The organism is Microbacterium fluminis, assembly GCF_051549805.1.
Classification (GTDB): Bacteria; Actinomycetota; Actinomycetes; order Actinomycetales; family Microbacteriaceae; genus Microbacterium.
Map to the genome: position 1 here is coordinate 1,205,517 of NZ_CP196042.1, position 26,601 is coordinate 1,232,117.

Annotated in this window: 24 protein-coding genes; 12 read left to right on the forward strand and 12 right to left on the reverse strand. The window is 71.7% G+C overall.

The window, feature by feature from the left end; translation table 11 throughout:
- The first annotated feature begins 136 nt into the window (after positions 1–136).
- On the forward strand, positions 137–913 hold the full coding sequence (locus ACSJDX_RS05700) for a COG4705 family protein (protein ID WP_438354593.1): 777 nt from the start codon (positions 137–139) through the stop codon (positions 911–913).
- A gap of 55 nt (positions 914–968) precedes the next feature.
- On the opposite strand, the gene ACSJDX_RS05705 is transcribed toward ACSJDX_RS05700, so the two are convergent.
- On the reverse strand, positions 969–1,637 hold the full coding sequence (locus tag ACSJDX_RS05705; RefSeq protein WP_438354594.1) for a response regulator: 669 nt from the start codon (positions 1,635–1,637) through the stop codon (positions 969–971).
- Positions 1,634–3,220 (reverse strand): ATP-binding protein, encoded by a 1,587-nt coding sequence (locus tag ACSJDX_RS05710; protein ID WP_438354943.1) that lies wholly within the window; start codon positions 3,218–3,220, stop codon positions 1,634–1,636. Before ACSJDX_RS05710 ends, ACSJDX_RS05705 begins: the two co-directional genes overlap by 4 nt.
- Positions 3,221–3,395: 175 nt before the next feature.
- Between ACSJDX_RS05710 and ACSJDX_RS05715 the strand changes: the two genes are divergently transcribed.
- From ACSJDX_RS05715 to ACSJDX_RS05725, 3 genes are read left to right on the forward strand one after another with little or no spacing between them, the layout of a single operon-like run.
- The gene (locus ACSJDX_RS05715) at positions 3,396–4,397 is read left to right on the forward strand and encodes a Bug family tripartite tricarboxylate transporter substrate binding protein (RefSeq protein ID WP_438354595.1); all 1,002 of its coding nucleotides are present in this window, start codon (positions 3,396–3,398) and stop codon (positions 4,395–4,397) included.
- A complete protein-coding gene (locus ACSJDX_RS05720) occupies positions 4,394–4,951 on the forward strand; it encodes a tripartite tricarboxylate transporter TctB family protein (RefSeq protein ID WP_438354596.1) in 558 nt (185 codons plus the stop codon). Before ACSJDX_RS05715 ends, ACSJDX_RS05720 begins: the two co-directional genes overlap by 4 nt.
- Before the next feature lie 16 nt (positions 4,952–4,967).
- Positions 4,968–6,527 (forward strand): tripartite tricarboxylate transporter permease, encoded by a 1,560-nt coding sequence (locus ACSJDX_RS05725; RefSeq protein ID WP_438354597.1) that lies wholly within the window; start codon positions 4,968–4,970, stop codon positions 6,525–6,527.
- A gap of 56 nt (positions 6,528–6,583) precedes the next feature.
- Here ACSJDX_RS05725 and ACSJDX_RS05730 read toward each other — a convergent pair whose 3' ends face one another.
- Positions 6,584–8,059: an MDR family MFS transporter gene (locus tag ACSJDX_RS05730; protein ID WP_438354944.1), complete on the reverse strand. Its 1,476-nt coding sequence runs from the start codon at positions 8,057–8,059 to the stop codon at positions 6,584–6,586.
- 119 nt (positions 8,060–8,178) lie between these two features.
- Positions 8,179–8,832 (reverse strand): PadR family transcriptional regulator, encoded by a 654-nt coding sequence (locus tag ACSJDX_RS05735; protein WP_438354598.1) that lies wholly within the window; start codon positions 8,830–8,832, stop codon positions 8,179–8,181.
- Positions 8,833–8,900: 68 nt separating this feature from the next.
- On the opposite strand from ACSJDX_RS05735, the gene ACSJDX_RS05740 reads away from it, so the two are divergent.
- Positions 8,901–9,824, forward strand: a complete 924-nt coding sequence (locus ACSJDX_RS05740) for a phosphoribosylaminoimidazolesuccinocarboxamide synthase (protein WP_438354599.1) — start codon at positions 8,901–8,903, stop codon at positions 9,822–9,824.
- Here the strand turns inward: ACSJDX_RS05740 and ACSJDX_RS05745 are convergent, their stop codons facing one another.
- Complete coding sequence (locus ACSJDX_RS05745) at positions 9,825–11,390, reverse strand: hypothetical protein (protein WP_438354600.1); 1,566 nt, start codon at positions 11,388–11,390, stop codon at positions 9,825–9,827.
- The gene (locus tag ACSJDX_RS05750; RefSeq protein ID WP_438354601.1) at positions 11,372–12,214 is read right to left on the reverse strand and encodes an ABC transporter ATP-binding protein; all 843 of its coding nucleotides are present in this window, start codon (positions 12,212–12,214) and stop codon (positions 11,372–11,374) included. Before ACSJDX_RS05750 ends, ACSJDX_RS05745 begins: the two co-directional genes overlap by 19 nt.
- A 147-nt stretch (positions 12,215–12,361) precedes the next feature.
- Between ACSJDX_RS05750 and ACSJDX_RS05755 the strand changes: the two genes are divergently transcribed.
- Together ACSJDX_RS05755 and ACSJDX_RS05760 are read left to right on the forward strand one after the other, a co-directional pair.
- Complete coding sequence (locus ACSJDX_RS05755; RefSeq protein WP_438354602.1) at positions 12,362–13,699, forward strand: uracil-xanthine permease family protein; 1,338 nt, start codon at positions 12,362–12,364, stop codon at positions 13,697–13,699.
- Between the two features lie 157 nt (positions 13,700–13,856).
- Complete coding sequence (locus ACSJDX_RS05760; protein WP_438354603.1) at positions 13,857–14,732, forward strand: VOC family protein; 876 nt, start codon at positions 13,857–13,859, stop codon at positions 14,730–14,732.
- Between the two features lie 11 nt (positions 14,733–14,743).
- Here the strand turns inward: ACSJDX_RS05760 and ACSJDX_RS05765 are convergent, their stop codons facing one another.
- From ACSJDX_RS05765 to ACSJDX_RS05785, 5 genes are all read right to left on the reverse strand, one after another.
- On the reverse strand, positions 14,744–15,760 hold the full coding sequence (locus ACSJDX_RS05765; RefSeq protein ID WP_438354604.1) for a LacI family DNA-binding transcriptional regulator: 1,017 nt from the start codon (positions 15,758–15,760) through the stop codon (positions 14,744–14,746).
- A 13-nt stretch (positions 15,761–15,773) separates the two neighbouring features.
- Positions 15,774–17,276: a GH1 family beta-glucosidase gene (locus ACSJDX_RS05770; protein WP_438354605.1), complete on the reverse strand. Its 1,503-nt coding sequence runs from the start codon at positions 17,274–17,276 to the stop codon at positions 15,774–15,776.
- Positions 17,273–18,181, reverse strand: a complete 909-nt coding sequence (locus ACSJDX_RS05775; RefSeq protein WP_438354606.1) for a carbohydrate ABC transporter permease — start codon at positions 18,179–18,181, stop codon at positions 17,273–17,275. Before ACSJDX_RS05775 ends, ACSJDX_RS05770 begins: the two co-directional genes overlap by 4 nt.
- Complete coding sequence (locus tag ACSJDX_RS05780; RefSeq protein ID WP_438354607.1) at positions 18,178–19,242, reverse strand: carbohydrate ABC transporter permease; 1,065 nt, start codon at positions 19,240–19,242, stop codon at positions 18,178–18,180. The genes ACSJDX_RS05775 and ACSJDX_RS05780 overlap by 4 nt, the downstream gene beginning before the upstream one ends.
- 97 nt (positions 19,243–19,339) lie before the next feature.
- On the reverse strand, positions 19,340–20,620 hold the full coding sequence (locus ACSJDX_RS05785; protein WP_438354608.1) for an ABC transporter substrate-binding protein: 1,281 nt from the start codon (positions 20,618–20,620) through the stop codon (positions 19,340–19,342).
- 231 nt (positions 20,621–20,851) lie between these two features.
- On the opposite strand from ACSJDX_RS05785, the gene purS reads away from it, so the two are divergent.
- Genes purS through ACSJDX_RS05800 form a run of 3 tightly spaced genes read left to right on the forward strand, consistent with a single transcriptional unit; the run spans position 20,852 to position 22,794 of the window.
- Positions 20,852–21,100: a phosphoribosylformylglycinamidine synthase subunit PurS gene (purS, locus tag ACSJDX_RS05790; protein ID WP_438354609.1), complete on the forward strand. Its 249-nt coding sequence runs from the start codon at positions 20,852–20,854 to the stop codon at positions 21,098–21,100.
- Entirely contained in the window at positions 21,097–21,804 is a 708-nt protein-coding gene (gene purQ, locus ACSJDX_RS05795) for a phosphoribosylformylglycinamidine synthase subunit PurQ (RefSeq protein ID WP_438354610.1), read from the forward strand. Before purS ends, purQ begins: the two co-directional genes overlap by 4 nt.
- A gap of 51 nt (positions 21,805–21,855) precedes the next feature.
- A complete protein-coding gene (locus tag ACSJDX_RS05800) occupies positions 21,856–22,794 on the forward strand; it encodes a 2-hydroxyacid dehydrogenase (RefSeq protein WP_438354611.1) in 939 nt (312 codons plus the stop codon).
- Positions 22,795–23,002: 208 nt separating this feature from the next.
- Here ACSJDX_RS05800 and ACSJDX_RS05805 read toward each other — a convergent pair whose 3' ends face one another.
- Positions 23,003–23,524 (reverse strand): adenine phosphoribosyltransferase, encoded by a 522-nt coding sequence (locus tag ACSJDX_RS05805; protein WP_438354612.1) that lies wholly within the window; start codon positions 23,522–23,524, stop codon positions 23,003–23,005.
- A 303-nt stretch (positions 23,525–23,827) separates the two neighbouring features.
- On the opposite strand from ACSJDX_RS05805, the gene ACSJDX_RS05810 reads away from it, so the two are divergent.
- Together ACSJDX_RS05810 and ACSJDX_RS05815 are read left to right on the forward strand one after the other, a co-directional pair.
- A complete protein-coding gene (locus ACSJDX_RS05810) occupies positions 23,828–25,510 on the forward strand; it encodes a glycoside hydrolase family 13 protein (RefSeq protein ID WP_438354613.1) in 1,683 nt (560 codons plus the stop codon).
- A gap of 39 nt (positions 25,511–25,549) precedes the next feature.
- Positions 25,550–26,551 carry a LacI family DNA-binding transcriptional regulator gene (locus tag ACSJDX_RS05815; protein ID WP_438354614.1) on the forward strand — a complete coding sequence of 334 codons (1,002 nt, stop codon included), beginning with the start codon at positions 25,550–25,552 and terminating at the stop codon, positions 26,549–26,551.
- The last annotated feature ends 50 nt before the right edge of the window (positions 26,552–26,601 follow it).

A 26,601-nucleotide genomic window follows, 5' to 3' on the forward strand; every position in this document is an offset into this window, starting at 1 on the left:
CACACCCCGCGCTATTCCGGGCCGACGCGCGCCGCGCGCCGGCGTCCAACCGGAATTGTGCACGCCTGCACGCCGGCAGCCCCTGGGTGAGCGCCGTCTGAGCGGATTCTTAGAGACCGGGAGTCAGGCTCGCGGGGTGACCCGAGCCACCAGCACCACCGCCGCGCCGTCGCGCGTGCCCGATCCGACGGCCGCGTTCTGGATCGCCAAGGGCGTCTCGACCGCGCTCGGCGAGGCCGTGTCGGACTACGCGATCCGCGCGATGGCACCCGAGATCGCCGTGATCGCGGGCTTCGTGATCTTCGTCGTGGCTCTCTGGCTGCAGGTGAGCCGGCGCCGCTACTCGCCGGTGGCGTACTGGTTCGCGGTCGCCGCGATCGGCGTCTTCGGCACGATGGCCGCCGACGTCACGCATGTCGTGCTCGGCATGCCCTACGCCGTCTCGGCGCCGCTGTACGCCCTCGTCCTCGCGGCGGTCTTCCTCCTCTGGCGCCGCACCGAGGGCACCCTCTCGGTGCACGAGGTCACCACCACGCGCCGCGAGCTGTTCTACTGGGCGGCGGTCGTGGCGACCTTCGCGATGGGCACGGCGCTCGGCGACCTCGCCGCCGTCGGACTCGGGCTCGGCTACCTGCCCGGCATCGCGGCGTTCGCGGTGCTGATCCTCGTGCCCGCGCTCGGCTACCGCTTCCTCGGCTGGAACGCGGTGTTCTCGTTCTGGTTCGCCTACGTCGTCACGCGTCCGCTCGGCGCCTCCGTCGCCGACTGGCTCGGCAAGCCCGTCGCCGAAGGCGGGGTGGGCGTCGGGTCGGGCTGGGTCTCGCTCGTGCTCACGATCGTGATGATCGCCCTCGTCGCCGGCATGGTCGTGGCGCGCGGCCGCGCCCGCAGGCCCGACCCGCTCCTCGCCTGAGCGATGCGACCCGCGGATGCTGCGGCATCCGCCTCCGCGGCCGCACGCGGGGTCGTCACTCCCGCGCCGCGAAGCGCGTTCCGGGCCGGCCGCTCGTGGCGTAGTCGAGGCGGCGCTCGGCGACCCCCGTGGTCACGAGGTGCTCGAGGTAGCGGCGACAGCTGACCCGCGAGAGGCCCACGCGTTCGCCGAGCTCCGACGCCGATGACCAGGGGGCGGCGGCGAGCGCGGTGCGCACGCTCCGCAGCGTCTCCGCGCTGAGCCCCTTCGGCAGGGGCTTCGCACCGCAGCGGATGAGGTCGTCGATGCGGCCCTGGTCGAGCGCACCGGCGTCGCTCGCCTCGGCGAGCTCCCGGGCGATCTCGGCCACGCGGTCGTGCAGGTCCTTGGCCGAGAACGGCTTCACGAGATAGTGCCGCACGCCCGCGAGCCGCGCGTCGCGGACGCTGCCGAAGTCGCGCGCGGCGGTGACGGCGATGAACTCCGGCTGGGGTCCGGCGGCGGCCCGCACCGTGCGCAGCACCTCGATGCCCGAGAATCCCGGAAGGTGCAGGTCGAGCAGCACGAGGTCGGGCCGGTGCTGCCGGATCGCGGCCACCGCGTCGGGCCCGGTGCCGACCGAGGCGACCACCTCGCACGCCGGGTGCGCGGTGAGGAACCGCACGTGCAGCTTCGCCACCGACGGCTCGTCGTCGACCACGACGACCCGCAGCGTCGCGGTCATGAGCGCACCCCCGCCCGCACCGGCAGCCGCACCGTGAACCGTGCCCCGCCGAGCGGCGAGGAGTCGAGCGCGACCGACCCGCCGCGTCGTCCGACCACGCGCCGCACGAGCGCCAACCCGATTCCGCGGCGGTGCGGTCCCGACGGTGCGGCGGGCTCCTTCGTGCTCACCCCTTCGATGAACACGCGCTCGCGCAGCGTCTCGGGCACGCCGGGGCCGTCGTCCTCGACGACGACGGTGACGGATGCCTCGTCCGCGGCCGCCGTCACGACGATGCGGTCGCCGAGCGCGCACGCCTCCATGGCGTTGTCGACGAGGTTGCCGACGATCGTGACGAGGTCGTGGTCGGACTCCCCGTCGGCCCGCTCGTGCCGGCCGGCCTCGTCTCGCACCTCGAGCCCGATGCCCAGTTCGCGAGCCTGCGCGGACTTCACCGCCAGCAGCGCGGACAGTTCGAACTCGCCCAGCAGCGGGCGGGTCGTCCCCGAGCCCATCGCGCCGCCGGGAACCGCGCCGGCGATGAACTCGCGGGCCTCGTCGTGCAGGTCGAGCTCGAGCAGCCCCGACACGACGTGCATCGTGTTGGCGAACTCGTGCGCCTGGGCGCGCAGACCGTCGGTGAGCGACTGGGCGCCGTCCATGTCGCGCAGCGCCGCGTGCAGCTCCGTGTGATCGCGGACGAGCAGGGTAGCGGCGGCGCGGGCGCCGTCGACGGTGGTGCCGGTGCTGCGCGCGATCAGCACGCGCTCTCCGGCGAGGACGAGCGAGCCCTCGGGCTCGCCGCGGTCGAGCACGTCGACGAGCGCCGGTTCGAGGGCCTCGGCGGCGGGGCGGCCCAGCAACTCCGCCTCGGGCACTCCGAGCAGGCGGGTCGCGGCGTCGTTGACCACCGTGATCACTCCCGACTCGTCGACCGTGATGACGCCCTCGCCGATGCGGTGCAGCATCGTCTCGCGCTGCTCGACGAGGGTCGCGATCTCGGCCGGCTCGAGCCGGAAGATGCGCCGGCGCACGATCGAGGTGACCCACGCGGCGCCGAACACGCCCACCACGGCCGACCCGACCACGGCCAGCAGCAGCCACGGCACCGTGCTGAGGAAGTCGTTCGTGAGCGTCGATTCGAGCGTGCCCACCGAGACGGTGCCGATCACGCTCACGTCGTCGGGCGCGTAGATCGGCACCTTCACCCGCCACGACTGCCCGAGGGTTCCGGTCTGCGTGCCGACGTAGATCTCGCCCGACAACGGCACCGACGGGTCGGTCGAGACGCGCTCCCCGATCCGGGCCGGGTCGGGGTGCGAGTAGCGCAGGCCCTGCGCGTCGGTGACGACGACATAGGTGACATCGGATGCCTCGCGGACGACCTCCGCGATGGGCTGGATCACCGCGGCCGGGTCGACGTCGTCCATCGCGTCGCGGATGGCGGGCAGCCGGGCGACCGACTGGGCCACGGCGACCATCCGGTCCTGATACGCGTCGCGGATCGCCTGCGCCTGCAGGGAGGCGGCCACCACCCCTGTGCCCAGGGTCGCCAGGCACACGATCACGGCCTGCAGCAGCAGGAGCTGCACGCGCAGCGACATCGGCGTCACCGCACCAGTGTAAGAGCCGCGCGACCGCACGCCCGGGCCGCAGGCATCCGTCGTCGCGACCATTAGTTACCGAAGCCCGATCGGCCGCGGGAGCGGTCCTAACGTGACAGGCCACAGCTCTACGGGGAGCAACAGGGCTTCCCGGAGCCACTCGAGGAGGAGTGGAATGCGAAAGTTCGCGATCACAGCAGTGGTCCTGGCGGGTGCGCTCGCCCTGGTCAGCTGTTCGTCCCCGGCGTCGTCCGGCTCGGGCTCCACGGCCGCGGCGAAGGTCGACAAGGTCAGCATCATGGTCCCCGCCGATCCCGGCGGAGGATGGGACCAGACCGGTCGTGCCGTCAGCCAGGTGTTCACCGACCAGAAGATCGTCACCTCGGCGCCCGTCACGAACGTCGGCGGCGCCGGCGGCACGGTGGGCCTGGCCAAGCTCGCCAACGAGCGCGACCCGAACACCTTGATGGTGACCGGGCTCGTCATGGTCGGCGCCGTCGAGACCAATGCCGCCACCAAGCGGCTGGAGGACACCACCCCCATCGCGCGCCTCACCGAGGAGGCGCTCGCGATCGTCGTGCCCGAGGCGTCGCCGTTCAAGACCCTCAAGGACGTCGTGGAGGCCATCAAGAAGGACGGCCAGTCGGTCACCGTGACCGGCGGCTCGGCCGGCGGCGCCGACCACATCCTCGCGGGTCTGCTGCTCACGGATGCGGGGCTGTCGTCGTCGGATGTCACCTCCAAGCTCAACTACGTGCCCAACTCGGGCGGCGGCGAGGCGGTCACGCTGCTCCTCGGCGGCAACGCCCAGGTCGGCATCTCGGGCATCGGCGAGTTCGCGGAGTTCGTCAAGGCGGGCCAGATGCGCGCCCTCGCGGTCAGCTCCGAAGGCCCCTCCGAGATCCTCCCTGACGCGCCGACCATCAAGGACGAGGGCTACAACGTGACCCTCACGAACTGGCGCGGGCTGCTCGCCCCGGGCGGCATCAGCGACGCCGAGCGCGCCGGACTGGTGAAGGCCGTCACCGAGCTGCACGCGTCGGACGCCTGGAAGAAGACCCTCGCCGACAAGGGCTGGGCCGACGCGTTCCTCGCGGGTGAGGAGTTCTCCACCTTCCTCAACACCAACATCACCGACGTCACCGCCACCCTGAAGACCATCGGGCTGGTGTCGTGACCACTGCGGATCCTTCCGCGGTGCCCTCCTCCGCTGCGGCGGAGGGGGGCACCGCTCCCCGTCGCTCCCGCGTCGGCGAGCTCGTCTTCGCCGGCCTCGTGATCGCGCTCGGCGTCTTCGCCCTGGTCGGCTCGTTCGGCATCAAGGTGCCGGTCGGCAACCGCGTCGGCCCCACGGTCTTCCCGATCGTGGTGTCGGTGCTGCTGCTGGTCGCCGGAACCGCCGTGCTCATCGGCGTGCTGCGCGGACGCCTGGGCGCCGGCGAGGAGTCGGAGGACATCGACCCGAACGCGCGCACCGACTGGTGGGCGCTGGTGAAGATCTCCGCCATCGTCGTCGGGCACCTGCTCATCGTCGACTACGTCGGCTGGGCCCCCGCCGCCGCGCTGCTGTTCGGCGGCGTGGCCTGGGTGCTCGGCGCCAAGCGCTGGTGGATGGGCTTCGTCATCGGGGTCGTCGTGGCCCTCGTCGTGGCCGTCGTCTTCGGCGAACTGCTCGGCCTCTCCCTCCCCCGCGGCCCGCTCATGGCGTGGCTCGGCTACATCTTCCCCTGAAGGATCTCGACCACCCATGGACAGTCTGCAACTGCTGCTGGAGGGCTTCTCCACCGCGTTGAGGTGGGATTACCTGCTCTTCGCGTTCCTCGGCGTGTTCGTCGGCACCGCCGTCGGCGTGCTCCCGGGCATCGGCCCGGCGATGACCGTCGCGCTCCTGCTGCCCCTCACCTACACGCTCGACCCCACCGCCGCGCTCATCACGTTCGCCGGCATCTACTACGGCGGGATGTACGGCGGGTCGACCACGTCGATCCTGCTGAACACACCCGGTGAATCGGCATCCATCATCACCGCCATCGAAGGCAACAAGATGGCGAAGCTCGGGCGCGGGGCCACCGCGCTCGCGACAGCGGCCATCGGCTCCTTCATCGCCGGAACGATCGCCACCGTGCTGCTGACGCTGCTTGCCCCCGCGATCGCCTCGTTCGCGGTGTCGCTCAGCCCGGCCGACTACGTCGCCCTGATCGTGGTCGCGTTCGTGACGGTCGGCGCCCTGCTCGGCTCGTCGGTGTCGCGCGGACTCGCCTCGCTCGGCGTGGGCCTGTTCATCGGTCTCATGGGCACCGACGTGCTCTCGGGGCAGCAGCGCTTCACGCTGGGCCTTCCTCCGCTCGCGGACGGGATCGACGTCGTGCTGGTGGCGGTCGGACTCTTCGCCGTCGGCGAGACGCTCTACGTCGCCACCCGGCTGCGGCACGGCGCCATCCCGGTGATCCCGGTGACCGGCTCGTGGCGCAAGTGGATGAGCAAGGACGACTGGCGGCGCTCGTGGAAGCCCTGGCTGCGGGGTACGGCGATCGGCTTCCCGATCGGCACGATCCCCGCCGGCGGCGCCGACGTGGCGACCTTCCTGTCGTACGCGGCGGAGAAGAAGGTGTCGAAGCACAAGGCGGAGTTCGGTCGCGGCGCGATCGAGGGCGTCGCCGGTCCGGAGGCGGCGAACAACGCCGCCGCCGCCGGTGTGCTGGTGCCCCTGCTCACACTGGGTCTGCCGACCACCGCGACGGCCGCGATCATCCTGTCGGCGTTCCAGTCGTACGGCATCCAGCCCGGCCCGCTGCTGTTCGAGAACCAGCCCCAGCTGGTGTGGGCGCTCATCGCGAGCCTCTACATCGGCAACCTGATCCTCATCGTGCTGAACCTGCCGCTCGTGGGCATGTGGGCCAAGCTGCTGCAGATCCCGCGGCCGTACCTGTACGCGGGCATCATGACGTTCGCGGCGTTCGGGGCGTATGCGGTCAACTTCCAGCCCGCCGACATCCTGATCCTGCTCGTGGTCGGCGTGCTGGGCTTCTACATGCGCCGCTACGGCTACCCGGTCGCACCGCTCGTGGTCGGGCTGATCCTCGGCCCGATGGGCGAGGACTACCTCCGCAAGGCGCTGCAGCTGAGCCAGGGCGACCTGACGTCGCTCGTGATGCACCCGTTCGCGGCGAGCGCGTACGGACTGCTCGTGGTGTTCGTGGTCGTCGGAATGTGGCTCAAGCGCCGGCAGCGCCGGTTCGAGTCGCGCATGGCGGCCGAGCTGGCCGCCGACCCGGCGCCCGTCGCCGCGGAGCCCGCCGACCGCTGAGACGACCCGAGGGGACGGATGCCGCGGCATCCGTCCCCTCGTCGTGTCGCGCCGGGTCAGCGGGCGCCGGACGCCTCGGCGGTCTGCGGGTCGGCCGCGGCCTTCGGCGCACCGGCGGCATGCCAGTCGGCGTTCGCCTGCGGCTTCGGCCGGCGCAGGAACAGCACCGCGACCACCCCGACGAGCATGATGCCGGCCGGGAGCAGGATCGCCTGGGCCATGGCGGTCGAGAACCCGTCGATCACGAACGGCGGGAGCGCGCCCTGGCCGAAGCCGCTCGAGGAGTCCGAGGCGCCCGGCAGGTTCGCCTGGAGGCGCCCCTGCATGAACGCGGCGATCGCGGCCGAGCCGATCACCGACCCGACGGTGCGGGTGGTGTTGTAGATGCCGGCGCCGGCGCCGGCCTGCCGCGGCGGCAGGTTGCGGGTCGCGGTGGTCGCCAGCGGACCCCACATGCCGGCGTTGCCGATGCCCATCAGGGCGGAGGGCAGCAGGAACATCCAGATCGGGGTGTCCACGTTCATCAGGGTGGAGTACCAGAACAGCGATCCGGCGACCATCAGCAGCCCCGGCACGAGCAGGGCGCGGGGGTCGGTGCGGTTGAGCAGGCGTCCCGCGAAGGGGGCCAGCACACCCGACAGCAGGGCCATCGGGATGAGCAGCAGGGCCGACTCGGTCGGGGTGAGGCCGCGCGCGAGCTGGATGAAGAACATCAGCGGCAGCGACATGCTCGTGACGGTGAAGCCCACCATCGCGATCCCGAGGTTCGACACCGAGAAGTTGCGGTCGCGGAACAGGTCGAGCGGGACGAGCGGCTCGCTCTTCGTGCGTCCCTGGGTCCACACGAACACCGCCAGCACGGCGACGCCGGCGACGATCATTCCCCACACCCAGGGCGCCCACGCGTACTTCTCGCCCTCCTGCAGCCCGAACACGATGAGGAACAGCGCGACGGCGCTGAGCACCACGCCGAGCACGTCGAAGCGGTGCGGGTGCGTCTCGAGCTGGGGCACCAGCATCCACGCCAGCACGAAGGCGATGACGCCGACGGGGATGTTGATGAAGAAGATCCACGCCCACCCGAAGCCGTCGACCAGCAGGCCGCCGGCCAGCGGTCCGACGAGGGTGGCGACACCGGCGGTGGCGCCCCACAGGCCCATCGCCGCGCCGCGGCGGTTCGGCGGGAAGGTGCGCGTGATGACCGCCATCGTCTGCGGGGTCATCAGCGCGGCGCCGATCCCCTGCACGGCGCGGGCGATGATGAGCATCTCGAGCGTGCCCGACAGCCCGCACCACAGCGAGGCGAGGGTGAAGATCGTGAGCCCGATGAGGTAGATGTTCTTCGGGCCGAACCGGTCGCCGAGACGCCCGGTGATCAGCAGCGGCACCGCGTACGCGAGCAGGTAGGCGCTGGTGACCCACACGACGTTGTCGAGGTTGTTGGTGTTCGGATCCAGCGCCGCCTTGATGGCGGGGTTGGCCACCGAGACGATCGTGGTGTCGACGAGGATCATGAAGAACCCGATGACCAGGGCCCAGAGGGCCGGCCACGGGCTGCGTGCGGGAGCGGAGGGAGAGGATGCCGCACCGGCCGCCTCCCGTCGGGTCGTGGGGGCCGCGCCCCCGGTCGCTGAGCGTGTCGAAGCGTCGGTCACAGCCGCGCCGCCTTTCGTTGTTCGAGGTATCGATCGGACGGCTCGTGGACGCCCCAGGGCATCCCGTCGCCGTCGAGTCTGAGGAGGAGTCCGTCGAGCCAGTCCAGATCGGCACGGAGCAGGAGCGTCTGCCGCTCGATCTCGACGAGGTACTGCTCGGGCACGCCCTTGTCGACGGCGCCCGAGTGACCCCCGGCGTGCAGCGCGAGCTCGGCGAGGAGCGCCGTCCGGCGGGTCTGCAGCAGCGCGACCACCTCGTCGCGCTCGAGGTTGTGCGCTTCGGCCAGGGCGATGCGGAACTCGGCGGGCCGATCGACCCGACCGAGCTCGCGCCGCACCCACTCGTGGGCGGCGGCGGTGCCGTCGGACGTGACGGCGTAGGTGGTGCGCTCCGGGCGGTTGCCGTCGCGGTCGACGCCGACCTCGGCGACGAGCCCCGCCCGCTCGAGCCGCGCGACGGTGTGGTACATCGTGCCGTTCGTGATCGCCACGAGCCGGTCGTCCCGCCGCAGGCGCAGCAGCCGCATCATCTCGTACGGGTGCATGTCGCCCTCGCTCAGGAGGGTGAGCAGCATGAGCCCGAGCGGGGTCAGGCGGTCCACGGCGTCCTTCACGGTCGCTCCTCGATTGGTCGATGCGGGATAGTCCACGTGGACTATACACCTTCTGTGGGTCGCGTACGCGTTCGACGTCGACGAGGCTCCGGGATAATGAGCGGATGAGCTCCCCCCTCGACCTCCCCGGCTGGCGGCACGTCTACTCCGGCAAGGTGCGCGACCTCTACGTGTCCGCCGGCGCCGCGGCGGACGGGGGCGGACGGATGCTGGTGGTCGCCAGCGACAGGGTGAGCGCGTTCGATCACGTGCTCGAACCCGGCATCGCCGGCAAGGGCGCGCTGCTGACGACCCTCAGCCTGTGGTGGTTCGACCAGCTCGCCGGAGGGGACGGCGGGCGCAGCATCCCGAACCATCTCGTCGCCGACCACGTGCTCGAGGGCGACGACGCCGTCGAGCTGATCCCCGCGGAGGTCGCGGGGCGCGCGATGCTCGTGCGATCGCTCGAGATGCACCCCATCGAGTGCGTCGTCCGCGGCTACCTCACCGGGAGCGGCTGGGCGGAGTACCGGGAGAGCGGCACGGTGTGCGGCATCCCGCTGCCCGAGGGGCTGCACGACGGCGACCGACTGCCGGAGCCGATCTACACGCCGGCGTTCAAGGCGCCGATGGGCGCGCACGACGAGAACATCTCGTACGAGCGCAGCGTCGAGCTGGTCGGGGGCGGGATCGCCGAGGCCCTGCGCGACACGTCGCTGGAGATCTATCGCCGGGCGGCGGCGCTGGCCGAGGCGCGCGGGCTGATCCTGGCCGACACGAAGTTCGAGTTCGGCACCGACGACGCGGGAGTGCTCACCCTCGCCGACGAGGTGCTGACCAGCGATTCCTCGCGCTACTGGGATGCCGCCGCCTGGCGCACCGGCACGACCCCGGCCGAGCGCATGGCGTCCTTCGACAAGCAGATCGTGCGCGACTGGCTCGCGGCGCACTGGGTGCCGCGCGAGGGCACGCCGCCGGAGCTGCCGGCCGAGATCGTCGAGCGCACCCGTGCCCGCTACGCCGAGCTGCTGGAGCGCCTCACCGCGTGATCACGCGTTGGCCATCGCCCGCAGGCGGGTGAGCAGGACCGGGGCGGAGCGGTCCAGCATCCGTCCGCCGACCCGCACGCCGACGGTCACGAGCACGGACCCGAGCCCCACGGCTCCGGCGACGATGCTCAGCACCGCGTCGGCGGTGAAGAACGCGATCATGCCCAGGATGATCGCCGGCGACGACAGCGCGATGGCGATCAGCCAGATCAGCAGGAACGACAGGCCCTGCAGGTACGTGGTCCCCGGGACCCGCTTGAACGGGTTGTCGCCGGGGGATGCCACGGGGACGACCAGCTGGGCCGAGGTCACCGCGCACACGCCGTAGCAGGTCAGCAGGATGCCCAGCGACATGCCGAGGATGCCCGGCAGCTGCTCCCACCGGCCCGAGAAGAAGAACGGCAGCACCGCGGCGACGAGCACGATGGGCACGGCGATCACCGCGGCCGCGAGGATGCGGCCCCGCCGGTCGGCCCGGCCCGACACCCCGGTGGCCACCTCGGCGGCGAACGCGGTGCCGTCGTAGGAGATGTCGGCGTAGATGACGATGCCCACCACGAGGGCGAGGATCGGCGCCGTGAAGCTGAGGCCGACGGCCGGGTCGCCTCCGCGCAGGTAGAACCACAGCAGCACCGGCACGAGGGGCACGCCGATCAGCTGCCGGAGATACCTCGGGTCGCGGATCCAGTAGGTGAGGGAGCGCGCGAACACCGCACCGCCGGGGGTCGTCGGCACGCGACCGAACCACCCGAGCCGCCCCGGCCGTGCCGTGGCGGAGGCCTGCTGCCGCGGGTGGGCCAGGGTGTTGCGCAGCGACCACCCCCACAGCATCCACAGCAGGGCGAGCGTGGCGAGCGCGATCACGAGCTTCGCCCCGACGGCGAGCCAGTCACCCGCGGCCGCGTCGGCCGGCGCCGCCCAGGCCGCTCCGATCGGCGTCCAGCCGAGCACGCGCACCACGACCTCGATCGTGTCGAGATTGAGGGCGAACCCCGTCGCGAGGCCCCCGATGATGGGTCCGGCGAGGATCAGCGGAACGAAGACGAGGATCCCGGACGCCTCGCGCAGCCGCCGCTTGCCGCCCATCCCGGACGCGAGCGTCGTCATCGCCCGCGAGGCGACGACCGCGGTGAGGACCGCGATCGGCACGGAGACGATCGAGACGGCGATCGCGGCGGGCCAGCGCACCCACGTGACGAGGGTGGCGAGCGCCGCGACGGAGGTGACGATCCCGGGGATGCCGCAGACACCGGCGAGCGCGATGGCGATCATCATGCGGCGCAGGGTCAAGGGGAAGACCACCAGGCGCGCCGGGTCGAGGGTCGTGTCGACGCCGATCAGCGAGCCCAGCACCCACCCGAGGGTGACGAGGCTGCCGACGCCGACGATGACGGGGCCGGCGAGCCCGGTCGGGCCGAGCCCCAGGAAGACGAGACCCGCCACGGCGGCGGCGAGCATCCCGAGCCCGTACAGGGCACCCAGGATGAAGCCGATCAGCTGCCAGGGGCTCCGCGACAGCTGGTTGCCCAGCACACGGAACCGCAGCCTCAGGAGCGTCGCAACCATTCCGGTCCCTCCGAGTGGCGACGGCCGCCGACCAGGTCGACGAATCGGTCCTGCAGCGACTGCCCCTCGCGCACCTCGTCGACGGTGCCGGCGACGATGAGCCGCCCGGCCGAGATGATCGCGACGTGGTCGCACAGCCGCTGCACGAGGTCCATCGAGTGGCTCGAGACGATGACGGTGCCGCCGCTGCGGACGTAGCCGCTCAGCACGTCCTGGATGTTCGCCGCCGAGACCGGGTCGACCGATTCGAAGGGCTCGTCGAGGACGAGCACCCGCGGGGCGTGCACGAGCGCGCACGCCAGGGCGATCTTCTTGGTCATTCCGGCCGAGTAGTCCACGACCAGGGTGCCCGCGGCATCCGTCATGTCCATCAGCGCGAGGAGGTCGGCGGTACGGCGGGCGATCTCGTCGTGGGGGATGCCGAACAGCAGGCCGTTGTAGGCGACCAGCTGCTCCCCGGTCAGTCGGTCGAAGAGCTTCACGCCGTCGGCGAGGTTGCCGAGCATGGCCTTGGCCGGGACCGGATCGCGCCACATGTCGACGCCGTGCACGAGCACCCGCCCCGCATCGGGCACCAGCAGCCCGGTGGCCATCGAGAGGGTGGTGGTCTTGCCCGCACCGTTCGGGCCGACCAGCCCGTACAGCGATCCCGACGGCACCGTCAGGCTCAGCGCGTCGACGGCCACCTTCGCGCCGAAGCGCTTTGCCAGCCCGTCGATCTGCAGAGCGGCCGTGCCCGGCGCCGTGGCGGTCGCCGGCGCGGGGATGGCGGCGTCGGCGGCGCGGGGTGGTTCCGGGTGCGGCTGGGTCACGTCGGTCTCCATCTCGGATGGTGGTTCGGCGGGCACGTCGTCCCACCCTTCCCGAATCGGATGCCGCGGCGCAATCGCTTGACGGCAGGTCCCGGGCGCACCGCCCCACCGCCGCTATCGTGAGGCGAGCACCGCTGTCCTACCCCGAAGGAGCCCCTCATGCCGATCTGGAAGCTGCACGGGAACGGGCGCACGGTCGCCCCCGGAGCCGTCGTGAAGCCCGACGAGCGCCTGAGCTGGGGCGGCACGGTGGCCATCGGCATCCAGCACGTGATCGCGATGTTCGGCGCGACGTTCCTCGTGCCGGTGCTCACCGGGTTCCCGGTGTCGACGACGCTCCTGTTCTCGGGCATCGGCACGCTGCTGTTCCTGGTGATCACGCGCAACAAGCTGCCCTCCTATCTGGGGTCGTCGTTCGCGTTCATCGCTCCGGTGACCGCGGCGACCGCGTCGCAGGGCATGGGCTCGGCCCTCGCGGGGATCGTCGCGGTCGGCATCCTGCTCGCGCTCGTCGGCTTCGTCGTGCAGTTCGCCGGGCTCGGCTGGATCGACCGGCTCATGCCGCCGGTGGTCGCCGGCGCGATCGTCGCGCTGATCGGCTTCAACCTGGCGCCGGTCGCGTGGCAGAACTTCCAGGTCGCACCGCTGGTGGGCACGGTGACGCTGGTGGCGGTGGTGCTGTTCAGTGTGCCGTTCCGCGGATTCCTGGGGCGCATCTCGATCTTCCTGGGCGTCGTGGTCGGATACGTGTTCGCCGTGATCGTGCAGCTCTCGACGGGCCAGCAGCTGATCGACTTCGGTGCGGTGGCGGATGCCGCGTGGATCGGCCTTCCCGAGTTCCACGTCGCGGACTTCGGCTCGCCCGGCACGTGGTCGGTGATCGCGATGTTCCTGCCCGTGGTGCTCGTGCTCATCGCCGAGAACGTCGGCCACGTGCGCGGTGTCGCCACCATGACCGGCGCCGAGGTCAACGCGCAGACCGGGCGCGCGCTGATCGCCGACGGCGCCGCGACGACGATCGCCGGATTCTTCGGCGGCTCGGGCACCACGACCTACGGCGAGAACATCGGCGTGATGGCCGCCACCCGGGTGTACTCGACCGCCGCGTACTGGGTGGCGGGTGCGGCGGCGATCCTGCTGTCGCTGTCGCCCAAGATCGGGGCCGTGTTCAACACGATCCCCGCCGGCGTCCTGGGCGGGGTGACCACCGCCCTGTACGGACTGATCGGCATCATCGGCATCAAGATCTGGGTCGACAACCGCGTCGACTTCTCCCGTGCGGTGAACCAGTACACCGGCGCCGTGGCGCTCGTCATCGCGATCGCCGGGTTCACCCTGCAGTGGGGCGACTTCCAGCTCGGCGCGATCGTGCTGGGCGCCGCCGCGGCCCTGCTGATCTACCACCTCGGCAACGCGATCGCGCGCTGGCGCAGGACCGGCGCCGACGACGGCGGCCCCATCCCGGCCGTGGGCCCCCTCGGCGGCGACCCGCAGTAGCCCGCGGTTCGTCCCCCACCCCCCTCTCGCCGATCTGTGACACGGATCGGCGTTCGCCCCACGAGATTCGTATGGGCGGACGCCGGAATGTGCGGCAACCCCGCGTCGGACGCAGGCGGAGGGAACAACGAGCGGATGCCGGGGGTTGTGCATTCACATGAATGAGACCGCCGATCGGCTCGCCGCCGACACCGCGATGGGCGCCGTGACGCTGCTCGTCGGCGACCTCGACGGGATGACCCGCTTCTACCGCGACGTCGTGACCCTCGAGGTGCTCGCCGCCGAGGGCGACACGGTCTCGCTCGGACGCGGCGGCCGCGGGCTCGTGGTCCTGCGCCACGACCCCGCCTTGCGCCACGCCGCCCGCGGCAGCGCCGGGCTCTTCCACACCGCGATCCTGTTCGACTCGCAGGCGGCGCTCGCCGCCGCGCTCTACAGCGTCGCGCGCCAGGCCCCGGAGACCTTCACCGGCAGCGCCGACCACCTCGTGAGCCAGGCGTTCTACCTCACCGACCCGGAGGGCAACGGCATCGAGCTGTACTGGGACCGCGCCCGCACCGAATGGTCGTGGACCCACGGCCAGGTCGAGATGGCGACCCTCTTCCTCGATCCGAACGCGTTCCTGCGCGAGCACCTCACCGAGGAGGCGGCGAGCGCAGCCGCGACGGCGGGAGCGGCATCCATCGGCCACGTCCACCTCTCGGTCGGAGACGTCTCCACCGCCCGCGCGTTCTACGTCGACGCGCTCGGCTTCGACATCACCGCCGCCCTCGGCGACCAGGCGCTGTTCGTGAGCGCGGGCGGCTATCACCACCACATGGCGATGAACGTGTGGAACTCGCGCGGAGCGGGACCGCGGATGCCGGCGCTCGGGCTGGGTCGCGTCGACCTCGCGCTGCCGTCGGCGGACGCCCTCGGGGCGCTGTCGGAGCGGCTCGTGCACCACGGCATCGCCGTGCGCGACGACGGCCGGACCGTGTCGTTCGACGACCCCTGGAACAACGCGCTCCTCGCGACCATCCCCGGCCGCTGAGGCCGCCGGGATCAGACGGAGTCGCGCTCGACGAGCTCGGTGTCGAGGATCGTCACGCGCTGCGGTTCACGGCCGGCCAGCAGCTCGAGCAGGACGTCCGCCATGTGCTCGCCCTGATCGCGCGAGGGCTGACGCAGCGTCGTGAGCGCCGGAGTCACCGATACCGCCACCGGGGAGTCGTCGAAGCCGACGATCGACACGTCGTGGGGCACGCGCACCCCCGCAGCGGCGAGCACCGACAGCGCCCCGCGGGCCATGAGGTCGCTCGCGATGAAGATGCCGTCGGGCAGCTCGCCGCCCCGCGCCAGCATGCGCTCCATCGCCGCGGCTCCCCCGTCGGCGGTGAAGTCGCCGTCTTCGACCGGGCCCTCCGGCAGCCCCGCGAGGGTGAGCGCCTCGCGCCAGCCCTGCAGCCGGTCGACGCCGGCGGGCATGTCGACCGGACCCGAGATCGTCGCGATGCGGCGGCGCCCGTGCGAGATCAGGTGGGTGGTGGCATCCCGTCCGCCCTGCACGTTGTCGACGTCGACGTAGTAGGCCTCGGCGCGGTCGCGCACGGGGCGGCCGCCGTAGACGACGGGGACGGATGCCGCGATCCGGTCGATGAACGTGTCGCTGGTGTGGTGCGACACGATGATCGCGCCGTCGATGCTGCCGCTGCGCACGTACGCGGTGGTCTTGTCGCCCGGGTCGTCGCTCGCGATGAAGAGGTTGAGCACGTAGTCGGAGCGGCCGATGCGCGCGTTGATGCCGGCGACGATCGCGGCGAAGAAGGGGTCGCCGAAGAACCGCGTGGTGTCCTCGGGGACGACGAGCGCGATCGCGTGCGTCTGCCGGCTCGCGAGCGAGCGCGCCGCGCGGTTGGGCACGTAGCTGAGCTCCGAGATCGCCCGGCGCACCGCCTCCAGCGCCGACGGGCTCACCGCCGTCGATCCGTTGACGACGCGCGACACGGTCGAGCGCGAGACGCCCGCCGCGGCGGCCACCTCCTCGATCGTCACGCTTCCGCGCGCGGTGTCGATGCTCATGTCCCTCCCCGGACTACTGCGCGTCCTGCGTCGCGGCATCCAGTGCCCGCGCAGCGATGATCCGACGGTACTCGCGTCCGCTGTCCTTCAGCGTCCGCTGTTGCGTGGCGTAATCGACGCGCACGATGCCGAAGCGCTTCTCGTACCCCCACGCCCACTCGAAGTTGTCGAGCAGCGACCAGTAGAAGTAGCCGCGCACGTCCACCCCCGCGTCGATCGCGTCGAGGATCGCTGCCAGGTGCAGCCGCAGGAACTCGACACGGTCGACGTCGTGCACGCGGGTCTCCCCGCCCTCGTCGACGGCCACGTCGTCGTACGCCGCGCCGTTCTCGGTCACCGACAGCGCGGTGCCGGCGGGTCGGGCGTACTCCTCCCACACGCGCTGCAGCAGGCGGGTCAGCCCCTCCGGCTGCACGTCCCACGTCATCGCCGTCTGCGGCAGGCCGCGGTCGTGCCAGTACACGTCGTCCGCGACCGGGAACGGCGAGTGCCCCGCGCGCTCGGTGGGCGCCTCGCCGCTGCGCACCGGCGTCGCTGACGGCCGCGCCCCGACGAGCTCGCCGTGGTAGTAGTTCACTCCGAGGGTGTCGAGCGGAGTCGCGATCACCTCGAGGTCGCCCGGGCGCACGGCCGCGTCGAACAGGTCGGCGGCCTCCGGGTCGACGGCGCGGATGTCGCGCAGCACGTCCTGCGGATACTCCCCGCGGAACACCGGGTCGAGGAACCAGCGGTTGAACCGCCCGTCGATCTTCGCGGCCGCGGCGACGTCGGCCGGATCGGACGGATCGACCGGGTCCGCCACGGTCAGGTTGAGCGTCAGCCCCAGGTCGAGCGCGGCATCCCGTGCCCGCAGCGCGCGCACCGTCTGCCCGTGGGCGAGCAGCAGGTGGTGCGAGGCGAGCATGCCCTCGGCGACGCTGTAGTGACCGGGCGCGTGCACGCCGGCGGTGTAGCTGAGGAACGACGAGCACCACGGCTCGTTCAGCGTGGTCCACACCGACACGCGGTCGCCGAGCACGTCGTGCAGATCGAGGGCGTACTCGGTGAACCGGTCGGCGGTGTCGCGCACCGTCCAGCCGCCGCGGTCCTGCAGCGCCTGCGGCAGGTCCCAGTGGTAGAGCGTGAGCCACGGCAGGATGCCGGCACCCAGCAGCTCGTCGACGAGCCGGGAGTAGTAGTCGAGCCCGAGTGGGTTGAGGGGCCCGCCGTCCGGCCGCACGCGCGACCACGACGTCGAGAACCGGTAGGTCTGCAGACCAATGCTCTTCATGAGCGCGACGTCGTCGCGGTAGAGGTGGTACTGGTCGCACGCGGTCTCGCCGTCGTCGCCGTTGATCACCGCGCCGGGCACGCGGCAGAACGCGTCCCAGATCGAGTCGCGGCGGCCGTCCTGCCAGGCGGCGCCCTCCACCTGGAAGGCGGCGGTGGCGGCCCCGAAGAGGAAGTTCTCGGGGAAGGCTCGCGCGAGGGATGCCACGGCGTCGGGGGTCCTTTCGAAGAGGGGGAGCGCGCTCATCCCTTCACCGCCCCGGCCATGATCCCGCTCACGAGCTGCTTGCCCGCGAACACGAAGAGGATGAGGAGCGGGATGGTGGACAGCAGCACGCCGGCCAGCACGATCGAGTAGTCGACGAAGTAGTTCGACTGCAGGAGCGACAGCGCCACGGGCAGGGTCGGGCTGCTGCGGTCGAGCACGATGAACGGCCAGAAGAAGTTGTTCCACGCCGTGACGAAGGTGAACAGGCCGAGCATCGCGGCGGCGGGGCGGGCGGCGGTGACGCCCACCGTCCAGAACGTGCGGAACGAGCTCGCCCCGTCGACGCGCGCGGCCTCGATGAGCTCGTCGGGCACGGCCTGCTGGATGTACTGCGTCATCCAGAACACCCCGAACGCGCTGGTGAGCGCCGGGATGATGATCGCTCCGATGTGCCCGGTCCAGCCGAGCTCGCTGAACAGGATGTACAGCGGCACGACGCCCAGCTGCATCGGCACCGCCATCGTCGCGACGACGAAGATCAGCAGCACCTTGCTGCCGCGGAAGCGGAGCTTGGCGAACGCCCAGCCGGCGAGGGTGGAGAAGAAGACGACGGATGCCGCGATCAGTGCCGAGCTGTAGATGCTGTTCCACAGGGCGGGCCAGAAGTTGACGGCGGGGTCGTTCATCACCTGCGCGGCGTTGGCGAAGAAGTTGCCGCCGGGAAGCCACGACATGTTCGGATCGCGGATGGTGCCCGAGTCGCCCGACCCGATCAGGAACGACCAGTAGTACGGGAAGAACGCGGCCAGGAGCACCACGCCGAGCGAGGCGTAGACGAACCATCCGGGGCGGGCGCCGCGGATGCGGCGCGGCCGGACGCGCTTCTCCTCGGGCGGCACGGCGTCGTCGTCGACGTGCAGCGGGGGGTGGGCGGTGACGGTCATCGCACGCTCTCCTTCGGGGTCGAGTCGCGGGCGGTGGCCGTGGCCGCCGCATCCGCCTCCACGGCACGCCGCGCCTCGCGGACGGCGAACCGGCGCTCACGCCGAGACAACGACCCGCGCACGCCCTCGTCGCGCACGAGCCCGCGGGTGACGAACAGGTTGATCACGCCGATGAGCAGGATGATGAGGAACAGGATCCAGGCCAGCGCCGCGGCGCGGCCGAAGTTCCACTGCCCCCACCCGATGTCGTAGAGCCAGAGCGTGATGGTGAGCCACTGGTAGTTGGCGCCGCCGGTGCCGTACTGGTCGTACATGCGCGGCTCGTCGAAGATCTGCAGTCCGCCGATGGTGGAGGTGACGATCACGAAGATGAGGGTGGGGCGCAGGCTCGGCACCGTGATGGAGAAGAACTGGCGCACCTTGCCGGCGCCGTCGACGGTGGCGGCCTCGTAGTAGTCGCGCGGGATGGCCTGCATCGCGGCGAGCAGGATCAGGGTGTTGTATCCGGTCCATCGGAAGTTGACCATCGTGGCGATCGCGATGTGGCTGGCGAAGGCGTCGGAGTGCCAGGGGATGGCGGGGATGCCGATCCGGCCGAGCAGCGTGTTGATGATGCCGTACTGGTCGCCGAACATGTTGCTGAAGATGAGGGCGACGGCCACGGGGGCCATGACGTAGGGGACGAGCACGCCCATGCGCCAGAACGTCTTGGCGCGGATGTTCTGGTCGAGCATCGCGGCGATGAAGACGGCGAGGATCAGCTGCGGGATGGTCGAGAGCAGGAAGATGCTGAACGTGTTCCGCAGCGCCGTCCAGAACTTGGGGTCGCCGAGCACGTAGGCGTACTGGTCAAAGCCGATGAACGTGCCGCGCCCGCGCACCAGATCCCAGTCCATGAACGAGATGACGGCGGTGTACGCGATCGGGAAGAGCCCGACGACGATGAACAGCACGAAGAAGGGGGAGATGTAGAGGTAAGGCGACAGCTTCAGGTCCCACTGGCTGCGGCGCCGGCCGAACCCGACGCGCTTCGGCGCGCGTGCGGTCTCGAGGGTGGTCATGGGGATTCCGTTCTGCGGGGGACGGGAGGGTGACCCTTCGACAGGCTCAGGGACCAGCGGTCGCTGAGCCTGCCGAAGCGTCGTGAGCGGATGCTGCCTACTTCAGGTTCTTCACTTCCGCGGCCCACTGGTCCCACGAGGCGGTGGCGTCCTGCGTGCCGTCCTCGACGCGGGTGAGCGCCTTCTGCATGGCGTCGTTGATCTGGAAGTAGAACTTCCCCTTGAACGGCGCGACGCTGACCGCGTTGGCGCGGTCGGTGAGGATGGTGCCCACCGGCGCGTTGTTGAAGTACGCGTTGGTCGACTCGAGCAGCGTCGGCGACGTGAGCGCGTCGTTCTGGCTCGGGAAGGTGCCGGCGTTGGCGAAGGCCTTGATCTGCTGCTCGGGAGCGGTCAGCCAGGCGGCGAGATCCTGCGCGGCCGCGACGTTCTCGCCGTTGGCGGGGACGGTCAGGTACGAGCCGCCCCAGTTGCCGCCGCCGCCGGGGAAGACGTTGGCGATGTCCCAGCCGGTGGTGGTCTTGGCGTTGCCCGAGATCACGCCGAGCATCCAGCCCGGGCAGAGCATCGTGGCGAACGCGCCGTTGCTGAGGCCCGCGAACCAGTCGTCGGACCACTGGCCGAGGTGCGCCGACTGCGTCGCGCTGGCCTTCATCACCTGGTCGTAGATCTTCTTGACCTCGGGGTTGCCGGTGGCGGTGATGTCGCCGGACTTCGGGTCCTCATAGGCCGCCTCGACCTGGTTGATCATGCCCTGGTAGGTGCCGCCGGCGGAGTCGAAGAAGGCCTTGCCGGTCGCGGCGACGTACTTGTCGCCCGCGGCGAAGTAGGTGTCCCATCCGCCCTTGAGCATGGCGGCGACGGCCTCGCGGTCGGTGGGCAGGCCCGCGGCGGCGAACAGGTCGGAGCGGTAGCAGATGCCCTCGGGACCGATGTCGGTGCCGTAGCCGATGAGGTTGCCGGCGCTGTCGGTGGCGCCCTTGACCTTCCAGTCGAGCCAGCGGCCCTTGAGGTCGTCGGGCACCGGGGCGAGCAGATCGGAGTACTTCATGACCTCGGGCACCCAGTCGACCTCGATCGCCTCGATGTCGGCGAGGCCCGACTTGCCGAGCTTCTGGAAGTAGTTCGCCCGGGCGTCGTTGGAGGTGGCGGCCTTCGTGAGCTGGACCGTGACGTTCGGGTGCTCCTTCGTGTACGCGTCGACGAGCTCCTGCGTGTAGCCGAAGTCGTTGAAGGTCGCGACCGTCAGGGTGATCTTCTTGTTGGGGTCGGCGGTGGGCGCTGCGCCGCCGCCGGCAGCGCAGCCGGCGAGGACGAGGGCAGAGACGGATACGGCGGCGGTCAGGACCGCGGTGCGCCGCAGTGCGCGTGATTTCACGATCACTCCTTTGTGGTGTGGGTGTGGTGCGGGGTGTCCGGCGGAGCGGGTGGAGGCATCCGACCCGTCCCGTGAGAGCGCTCTCAGCGGATGTCGGATACGGTACGGGAGCGCTCCCACGACGTCAAGGGAGCGCTCCCACGACCGGGTCACGGTTGCATCACGGGAAGGGATGCCACCCCCGGCCGTAGACTGGAGGCAACCGCCGCCCGAGACATCCGGAGCTTGTCAATGCCCACCATCGTCGTCGACGTCATGCCCAAGGCCGAGCTGCTGGACCCGCAGGGGAAGGCCGTGTCCGGTGCGCTCGCGCGCCTCGGCGTGGAGCAGTTCACCGGCGTGCGCATCGGCAAGCGCTTCGAGCTCACCGTCGAGGGCGAGGTCGGCGAGGACGTGCTGGCCAAGGCCCGCGAGATCGCCGACGAGATCCTCTCCAACGCGGTGATCGAGGACGTGGTGGGCATCGAGGTCGTGGAGTGACCGCCCGCATCGGCGTCATCACCTTTCCGGGATCGCTCGACGACCGCGACGCGCAGCGCGCGATCCGGGTCGCCGGCGCCGAGCCGGTCGCCCTGTGGCACGGCTCGCACGATCTCGAGGGTGTCGACGCGCTCGTGCTGCCGGGCGGCTTCAGCTACGGCGACTACCTGCGCGCCGGCGCGATCGCGGCGCTCGCCCCGATCATGAGCGAGGTGAAGGATGCCGCGGCCCAGGGCATGCCCGTGCTCGGCATCTGCAACGGCTTCCAGATGCTCGTCGAGGCGCACCTGCTGCCGGGCGGGCTGATCCGCAACGCGCACCAGCAGTTCATCCGCCGCGACCAGCGACTGCGAGTCGAGAACGCCGACACCGCCTGGACGTCGGAGTTCACGGCCGGCGACGAGATCGTCATCCCGCTGAAGAACGCCGACGGCGGCTACATCGCCTCGGAGTCCGAGCTCGACCGCCTCGAGGGCGAGGGCCTCGTGGCCTTCCGCTACCTCGGCGTGAACCCGAACGGCTCGCTGCGCGACATCGCCGGTCTCACCAACGCGCGCGGCAACGTCGTGGGTCTCATGCCGCACCCCGAGCACGCCGTCGAGCCGGGCTTCGGTCCCGACACCGCGGCGGCGATGCGCTCGGGCGTCGACGGTCTCGCGTTCTTCACCTCCGCGATCGCCGCCGTCGTGGGCGCCGCAGCCTGACGGCGGAGTCCGGGACGCTGAACGCCCTCGGGTGTCGATAGCGTGGAGAGCGTGAGCGACGGCATCCCTCCCCTGATCGTGACGGTTCCCACCGACCTGCTCGCGGCCGACCTCGGCGCGCTGCCGGACGGCGTCGAGGTGCTCGTGTGGACGATGGACGGCCCCGCACCGCGCGATCGGATCGACCTCGTGGTGCCGCCGTACCAGTCGTTCGGAGCGATCCTGCCGCGGCTGGAGGACGTGCGGACGCGGCTCGTGCAGAGCCAGTCGATCGGGTACGAGGGTGTCGCCGAGGCGCTGCCCCCGGGGCACGTGTTCGCGAACGCCGCGAGCGTGCACGAGGCCTCGACCGCAGAGCTGGCCGTCGCCCTCGCCCTGGCCGCGCAGCGCGGCATCCCTGGTTTCGTCCACGCTCAGGCGGCGGGGACGTGGGCGAGCGAGTTCCGGCCGAGCCTCGCGGATCGCCGCGTGCTCCTCCTCGGGTACGGCGGAGTGGGCAAGGCGATCGCCGCGCGACTGGCGGGCTTCGAGACCGAGGTCGTCGCGGTGGCCAGCCGCGCGCGGGACGAGGACGGGATGCCGGTCCGCGGCGTCGACGAGCTGCACGAACTCCTCGCCTCCACCGACGTGCTCATCGTGAGTCTGCCGGGGGGCGAGGCGACCCGGCACATCATCGACGACACCGCGCTGGCGGCGCTCCCGGACGGCGCGCTCGTCGTGAACGTCGGCCGCGGCCCCCTCATCGACACCGACGCCCTCGTCGACCACGTGCGTCGCGGGCGCATCCGGGCCGCCCTCGACGTGACCCACCCCGAACCGCTGCCCGCCGACCACCCCCTGTGGACGCTGCCCGGCGTGCTGATCGTGCCCCACGTCGGCGGGGCGACCACCGCGATGCGGCCCCGCATCGCCAAGCTCGTCCGCGCCCAGATCGACCGCCTCCTCGCCGGCGAGCCGCCGCTCAACGTCGTCCTCGACACCCGCCCCTGAGCCGGCCTCCTCCGCCGACCCGTTCCGCGGCACCCGGCTCTCCGCCGAAGGGACCCCCTCTGCAGCATCCGGTTCTCCGCCGAGGGGACCCGGATTGCCGCATCCGGCCCCGCGGAGACGACGAAGAGCGTCCCCTCGGCGATGAACGGTCGCGACTCGCCGTCCGCGTCGCGGAGCGCGCGGCGTGTTGCGACCGCTCGAGGAGGGGTCAGGCGGTGAAGACGGTGTGCACGTCGCCGACGACGGCGCGGCCGCCGAGGGCCTCGAGCTCCATCAGCACCGCGGTGCCGACGACGGTGCCGCCGACCGCGACGACCAGCTCGTGGGCGGCCTGCAGCGTGCCGCCGGTGGCGAGCACGTCGTCGACCAGCAGCACGCGGGTGCCCGCGGCGATGTCGTCGTGGATCTCGATGGTCGCCTCGCCGTACTCGAGCGAGAAGGCGACGGATGCCGCGGGCCGGGGCAGCTTGCCCGCCTTGCGGATCGGCACGAGCCCCACGCCGGCGGCGATCGCCACGGCGCCGGCGAGCAGGAACCCGCGCGCCTCGATTCCGGCGACCACGTCGAAGGTGCCCGCGAACGGCTCGATCATCGCGTCGATCGCCGCGCGGACGGCGTCGGCGTCGGCCAGCAGCGGCGTGATGTCCCGGAACAGCACACCCGGCTCCGGGTAGTCGGGGATCGTCGCGATGAGGGCTTCGGCGCGGTCGAGCGCAGCGGTGTCGGGCACCGACCCAGCCTAGTTCGGCGGCCCGCATCCGCTCCCTCCCGCGCCCGCCCGCCCGCTCGCCCGCTCGCCCGCTCGCCCGCCCGCCCGCCCGCAGCGAGACTGCACTCCGGCATCGAGACCACCGCGGACCGCACGTGTCTCGATGCCGGAGTGCGGTCTCGCCGAACGCGTCGCGGGGCGCGGCCGGCGAGACCAGGCCGCGCGGCCGGGAGGCCGGGAGTCCGCGCGGCCGGGAGGAGGCGGGGGCGGGCGGAGGCGGGCGCGATCGCACCGCGTGCAAGCGCTTGCAGATAGGCTGGACGCATGACTTCGACCGAGCTGCTCGCCGACACCGAGACCCTGCCGAGCGCCCCCGGCGCGGAGTGGTGGCGCACCGCCGTCATCTACCAGATCTACCCCCGCTCGTTCGCCGACACCAACGGCGACGGCATCGGCGACCTGCCCGGCGTGACCGCCCACCTCGACGACCTCCGAGAGCTCGGGGTCGACGCCATCTGGCTGAGCCCGTTCCAGCGCTCCCCGCAGAAGGACGCCGGCTACGACGTCGCCGACTACTGCGACGTCGACCCGCTCTTCGGCACCCTGGCCGACTTCGACGCGATGCTCGCGGGCGCGCACGAGCGCGGCATCCGCCTCATCGTCGATCTCGTCCCCAACCACTCCTCCGACCAGCACGTGTGGTTCCAGGAGGCGCTCGCGGCCGCGCCCGGCAGCCCGGCCCGCGCCCGCTACATGTTCCGCGACGGCGAGGGCGCGCACGGCGAACTGCCCCCGAACAACTGGGAGTCCGTCTTCGGCGGCCCCGCCTGGACGCGGGTCACCGAGTCAGACGGCACCCCCGGTCAGTGGTACCTGCACCTGTTCGACTCCTCCCAGCCCGACTTCGACTGGTCCAACCCCGAGGTGCGCGCCGAGTTCCGTCGTGTGCTGCGCTTCTGGCTCGACCGCGGCGTCGACGGCTTCCGGGTGGATGTCGCGCACGGCCTGATCAAGGCCGAGGGACTCCCCGACTACACGCCCGACCCGGCCGGCGGATCGATGGGCGGCAACGAGGCATCCGTCCCCTACTGGGCACAGCCCGGCGTGCACGAGGTCTACCGCGACTGGCACGCGCTGCTCGCCGAGTACGACGGCGACCGCGCACTGTGCGCCGAGGCGTGGCTGCCGACAGTCGAGAAGACCGCACTGTGGGTGCGCCCCGACGAGATGCACCAGGCGTTCAACTTCGCCTACCTCGAGACGGCGTGGGATGCCTCGGCGCTGCGCGACATCGTCGCCGAGTCGCTGCGCGCCTACCCCGCCGTGGGCGCGCCGAGCACGTGGGTGCTGTCGAACCACGACGTGGTGCGGCACGCCTCGCGGCTCGCGCTGACGGCCGAGAACCCGCAGGGCGCGGGCATCGGCCCGCTCTCGCCGGGCCAGCCGATCCCCACACTGGGCCTGCGCCGTGCCCGCGCGGCGACGACCGTCATGCTCGCGCTGCCGGGGTCCGCCTACCTGTACCAGGGCGAGGAGCTGGGCCTCCCCGAGGTCATCGACCTGCCCGACGGCGCCCGGCAGGACCCGACGTGGTTCCGCACGCACGGCGAGCGGTACGGGCGGGACGGATGCCGCGTGCCCATCCCGTGGTACTCCGCCGCTCCGGCGTACGGGTTCAGCCCCACCGGCGCCTCGTGGCTCCCGCAGCCCTCCGAATGGGCCGGGCTCGCCCGCGACGCGCAGGTCGGCGACCCGCTGTCGACCCTCACCCTGTATCGCGGCCTCCTCGCCGAGCGCCGGACGCACCGACTCGGCGCGGGCGCCCTGGAGTGGCTGGGCGGCTACGGCGACGACGTGCTCGCGTTCCGCAACGGCCGGGTCACGGTCATCGCGAACCTCGGCGCCGCGCCGGTTGCGCTCCCCGAGGGGCGCATGGTCGCGGCGAGCGAGCCGGTGGACGGACGGATGCTTCCGACCGACACCGCGGTCTGGATCGAGACCGAGTGATCACGCCCGGGATCGGCTGAACCGAGGCATCCGCTCGCCATGGCCGGAATCGACGAGGTCGCGAAAGCCGCGGGGGTGTCCACCGCCACGGTGTCGCGCGCGCTGAGCGGGCGCGGGCACGTGTCGCCGCGCACGCGGGAGCGGGTGCTGGCCGTCGCCGCGGCGCTGGGCTACGTGGTGTCGGCATCGGCGTCGAGCCTCGCATCCGGCAGGGCGCGCAACATCGGCGTGCTCGTGCCGCACGTGGACCGCTGGTTCTTCAGCACCGTGCTGGGCGGGATCGCCGACGAGCTCGCCCGCGCGGGCTTCGACCTCACGCTGTACAGCGTGTCGGACGACCCGGACCAGCGGCTGCGGGTGTTCGAGACCTTCCTTCGGCGGCAGCGGGTCGACGGGGTGATCGCGGTGTCGATCGCGCTCGGCCGCGCCGAGACCGAACGCCTCGTCGGGCTCGGGTTGCCGCTGGTGGCGGTCGGCGGCGCGCAGGAGGGCATGACGAGCCTGGCCGTCGACGACGTCGCCGTCGGGCGCGCGGCCGCCGAGCACCTGCTCGCGCTCGGTCACCGCGACATCGCCCACATCGGCGCGCGTCCCGAGAACGACCGCGACTTCCGGATCCCGTCGCAGCGCCGGCGCGGGATCGAGGACGCGATGACGGATGCCGGAGCCAGCCTGTCCCCCGCGCGCTTCGCGCCGGCCGACTTCACGATCGACGGCGGTCATCGCGCCGCCGGCCGGCTGCTGTCCGGCACGCCTTCGACGGCGATCATCGCCGCCTCCGACGAGATGGCGATCGGCGCCGTGCTGGCTGCGCGCGAGCTCGGCCGACGCGTGCCGGAGGACGTGTCGGTGATCGGCGTGGACGGGCACGAGATGGGCGCCTTCTTCCGGCTGACCACGATCGACCAGTTCCCCTCCGGGCAGGGGCGGCGGGCGGCATCCGTCATGCTCGCCCTTCTGGACGGCGTCGGCCCGCCTACTCCCGCTCCGCTCCCCTTCAGCCTCGTGGTGCGCGCCACCACCGCGCCTCCCCCGCGCTGAGCCTCGCCCCGCCCGCCGAGCCTCCCGGTCCGGCGGCACCCCGAGAGGGG

Excerpts from the sequence above, each read along its gene's own strand:
- ACSJDX_RS05750 (WP_438354601.1), bottom strand. The coding sequence starts at position 12,214 with ATGGAGACCGACGTGACCCAGCCGCACCCGGAACCACCCCGCGCCGCC.
- ACSJDX_RS05710 (WP_438354943.1), bottom strand. The coding sequence starts at position 3,220 with ATGTCGCTGCGCGTGCAGCTCCTGCTGCTGCAGGCCGTGATCGTGTGC.
- ACSJDX_RS05770 (WP_438354605.1), bottom strand. The coding sequence starts at position 17,276 with ATGAGCGCGCTCCCCCTCTTCGAAAGGACCCCCGACGCCGTGGCATCC.
- ACSJDX_RS05705 (WP_438354594.1), bottom strand. The coding sequence starts at position 1,637 with ATGACCGCGACGCTGCGGGTCGTCGTGGTCGACGACGAGCCGTCGGTG.
- ACSJDX_RS05815 (WP_438354614.1), top strand. The coding sequence starts at position 25,550 with ATGGCCGGAATCGACGAGGTCGCGAAAGCCGCGGGGGTGTCCACCGCC.
- ACSJDX_RS05780 (WP_438354607.1), bottom strand. The coding sequence starts at position 19,242 with ATGACCACCCTCGAGACCGCACGCGCGCCGAAGCGCGTCGGGTTCGGC.
- purS (WP_438354609.1), top strand. The coding sequence starts at position 20,852 with ATGCCCACCATCGTCGTCGACGTCATGCCCAAGGCCGAGCTGCTGGAC.
- ACSJDX_RS05755 (WP_438354602.1), top strand. The coding sequence starts at position 12,362 with ATGCCGATCTGGAAGCTGCACGGGAACGGGCGCACGGTCGCCCCCGGA.
- ACSJDX_RS05745 (WP_438354600.1), bottom strand. The coding sequence starts at position 11,390 with ATGGTTGCGACGCTCCTGAGGCTGCGGTTCCGTGTGCTGGGCAACCAG.
- ACSJDX_RS05740 (WP_438354599.1), top strand. The coding sequence starts at position 8,901 with ATGAGCTCCCCCCTCGACCTCCCCGGCTGGCGGCACGTCTACTCCGGC.
- ACSJDX_RS05725 (WP_438354597.1), top strand. The coding sequence starts at position 4,968 with ATGGACAGTCTGCAACTGCTGCTGGAGGGCTTCTCCACCGCGTTGAGG.
- ACSJDX_RS05810 (WP_438354613.1), top strand. The coding sequence starts at position 23,828 with ATGACTTCGACCGAGCTGCTCGCCGACACCGAGACCCTGCCGAGCGCC.
- ACSJDX_RS05775 (WP_438354606.1), bottom strand. The coding sequence starts at position 18,181 with ATGACCGTCACCGCCCACCCCCCGCTGCACGTCGACGACGACGCCGTG.
- ACSJDX_RS05715 (WP_438354595.1), top strand. The coding sequence starts at position 3,396 with ATGCGAAAGTTCGCGATCACAGCAGTGGTCCTGGCGGGTGCGCTCGCC.
- ACSJDX_RS05760 (WP_438354603.1), top strand. The coding sequence starts at position 13,857 with ATGAATGAGACCGCCGATCGGCTCGCCGCCGACACCGCGATGGGCGCC.
- ACSJDX_RS05765 (WP_438354604.1), bottom strand. The coding sequence starts at position 15,760 with ATGAGCATCGACACCGCGCGCGGAAGCGTGACGATCGAGGAGGTGGCC.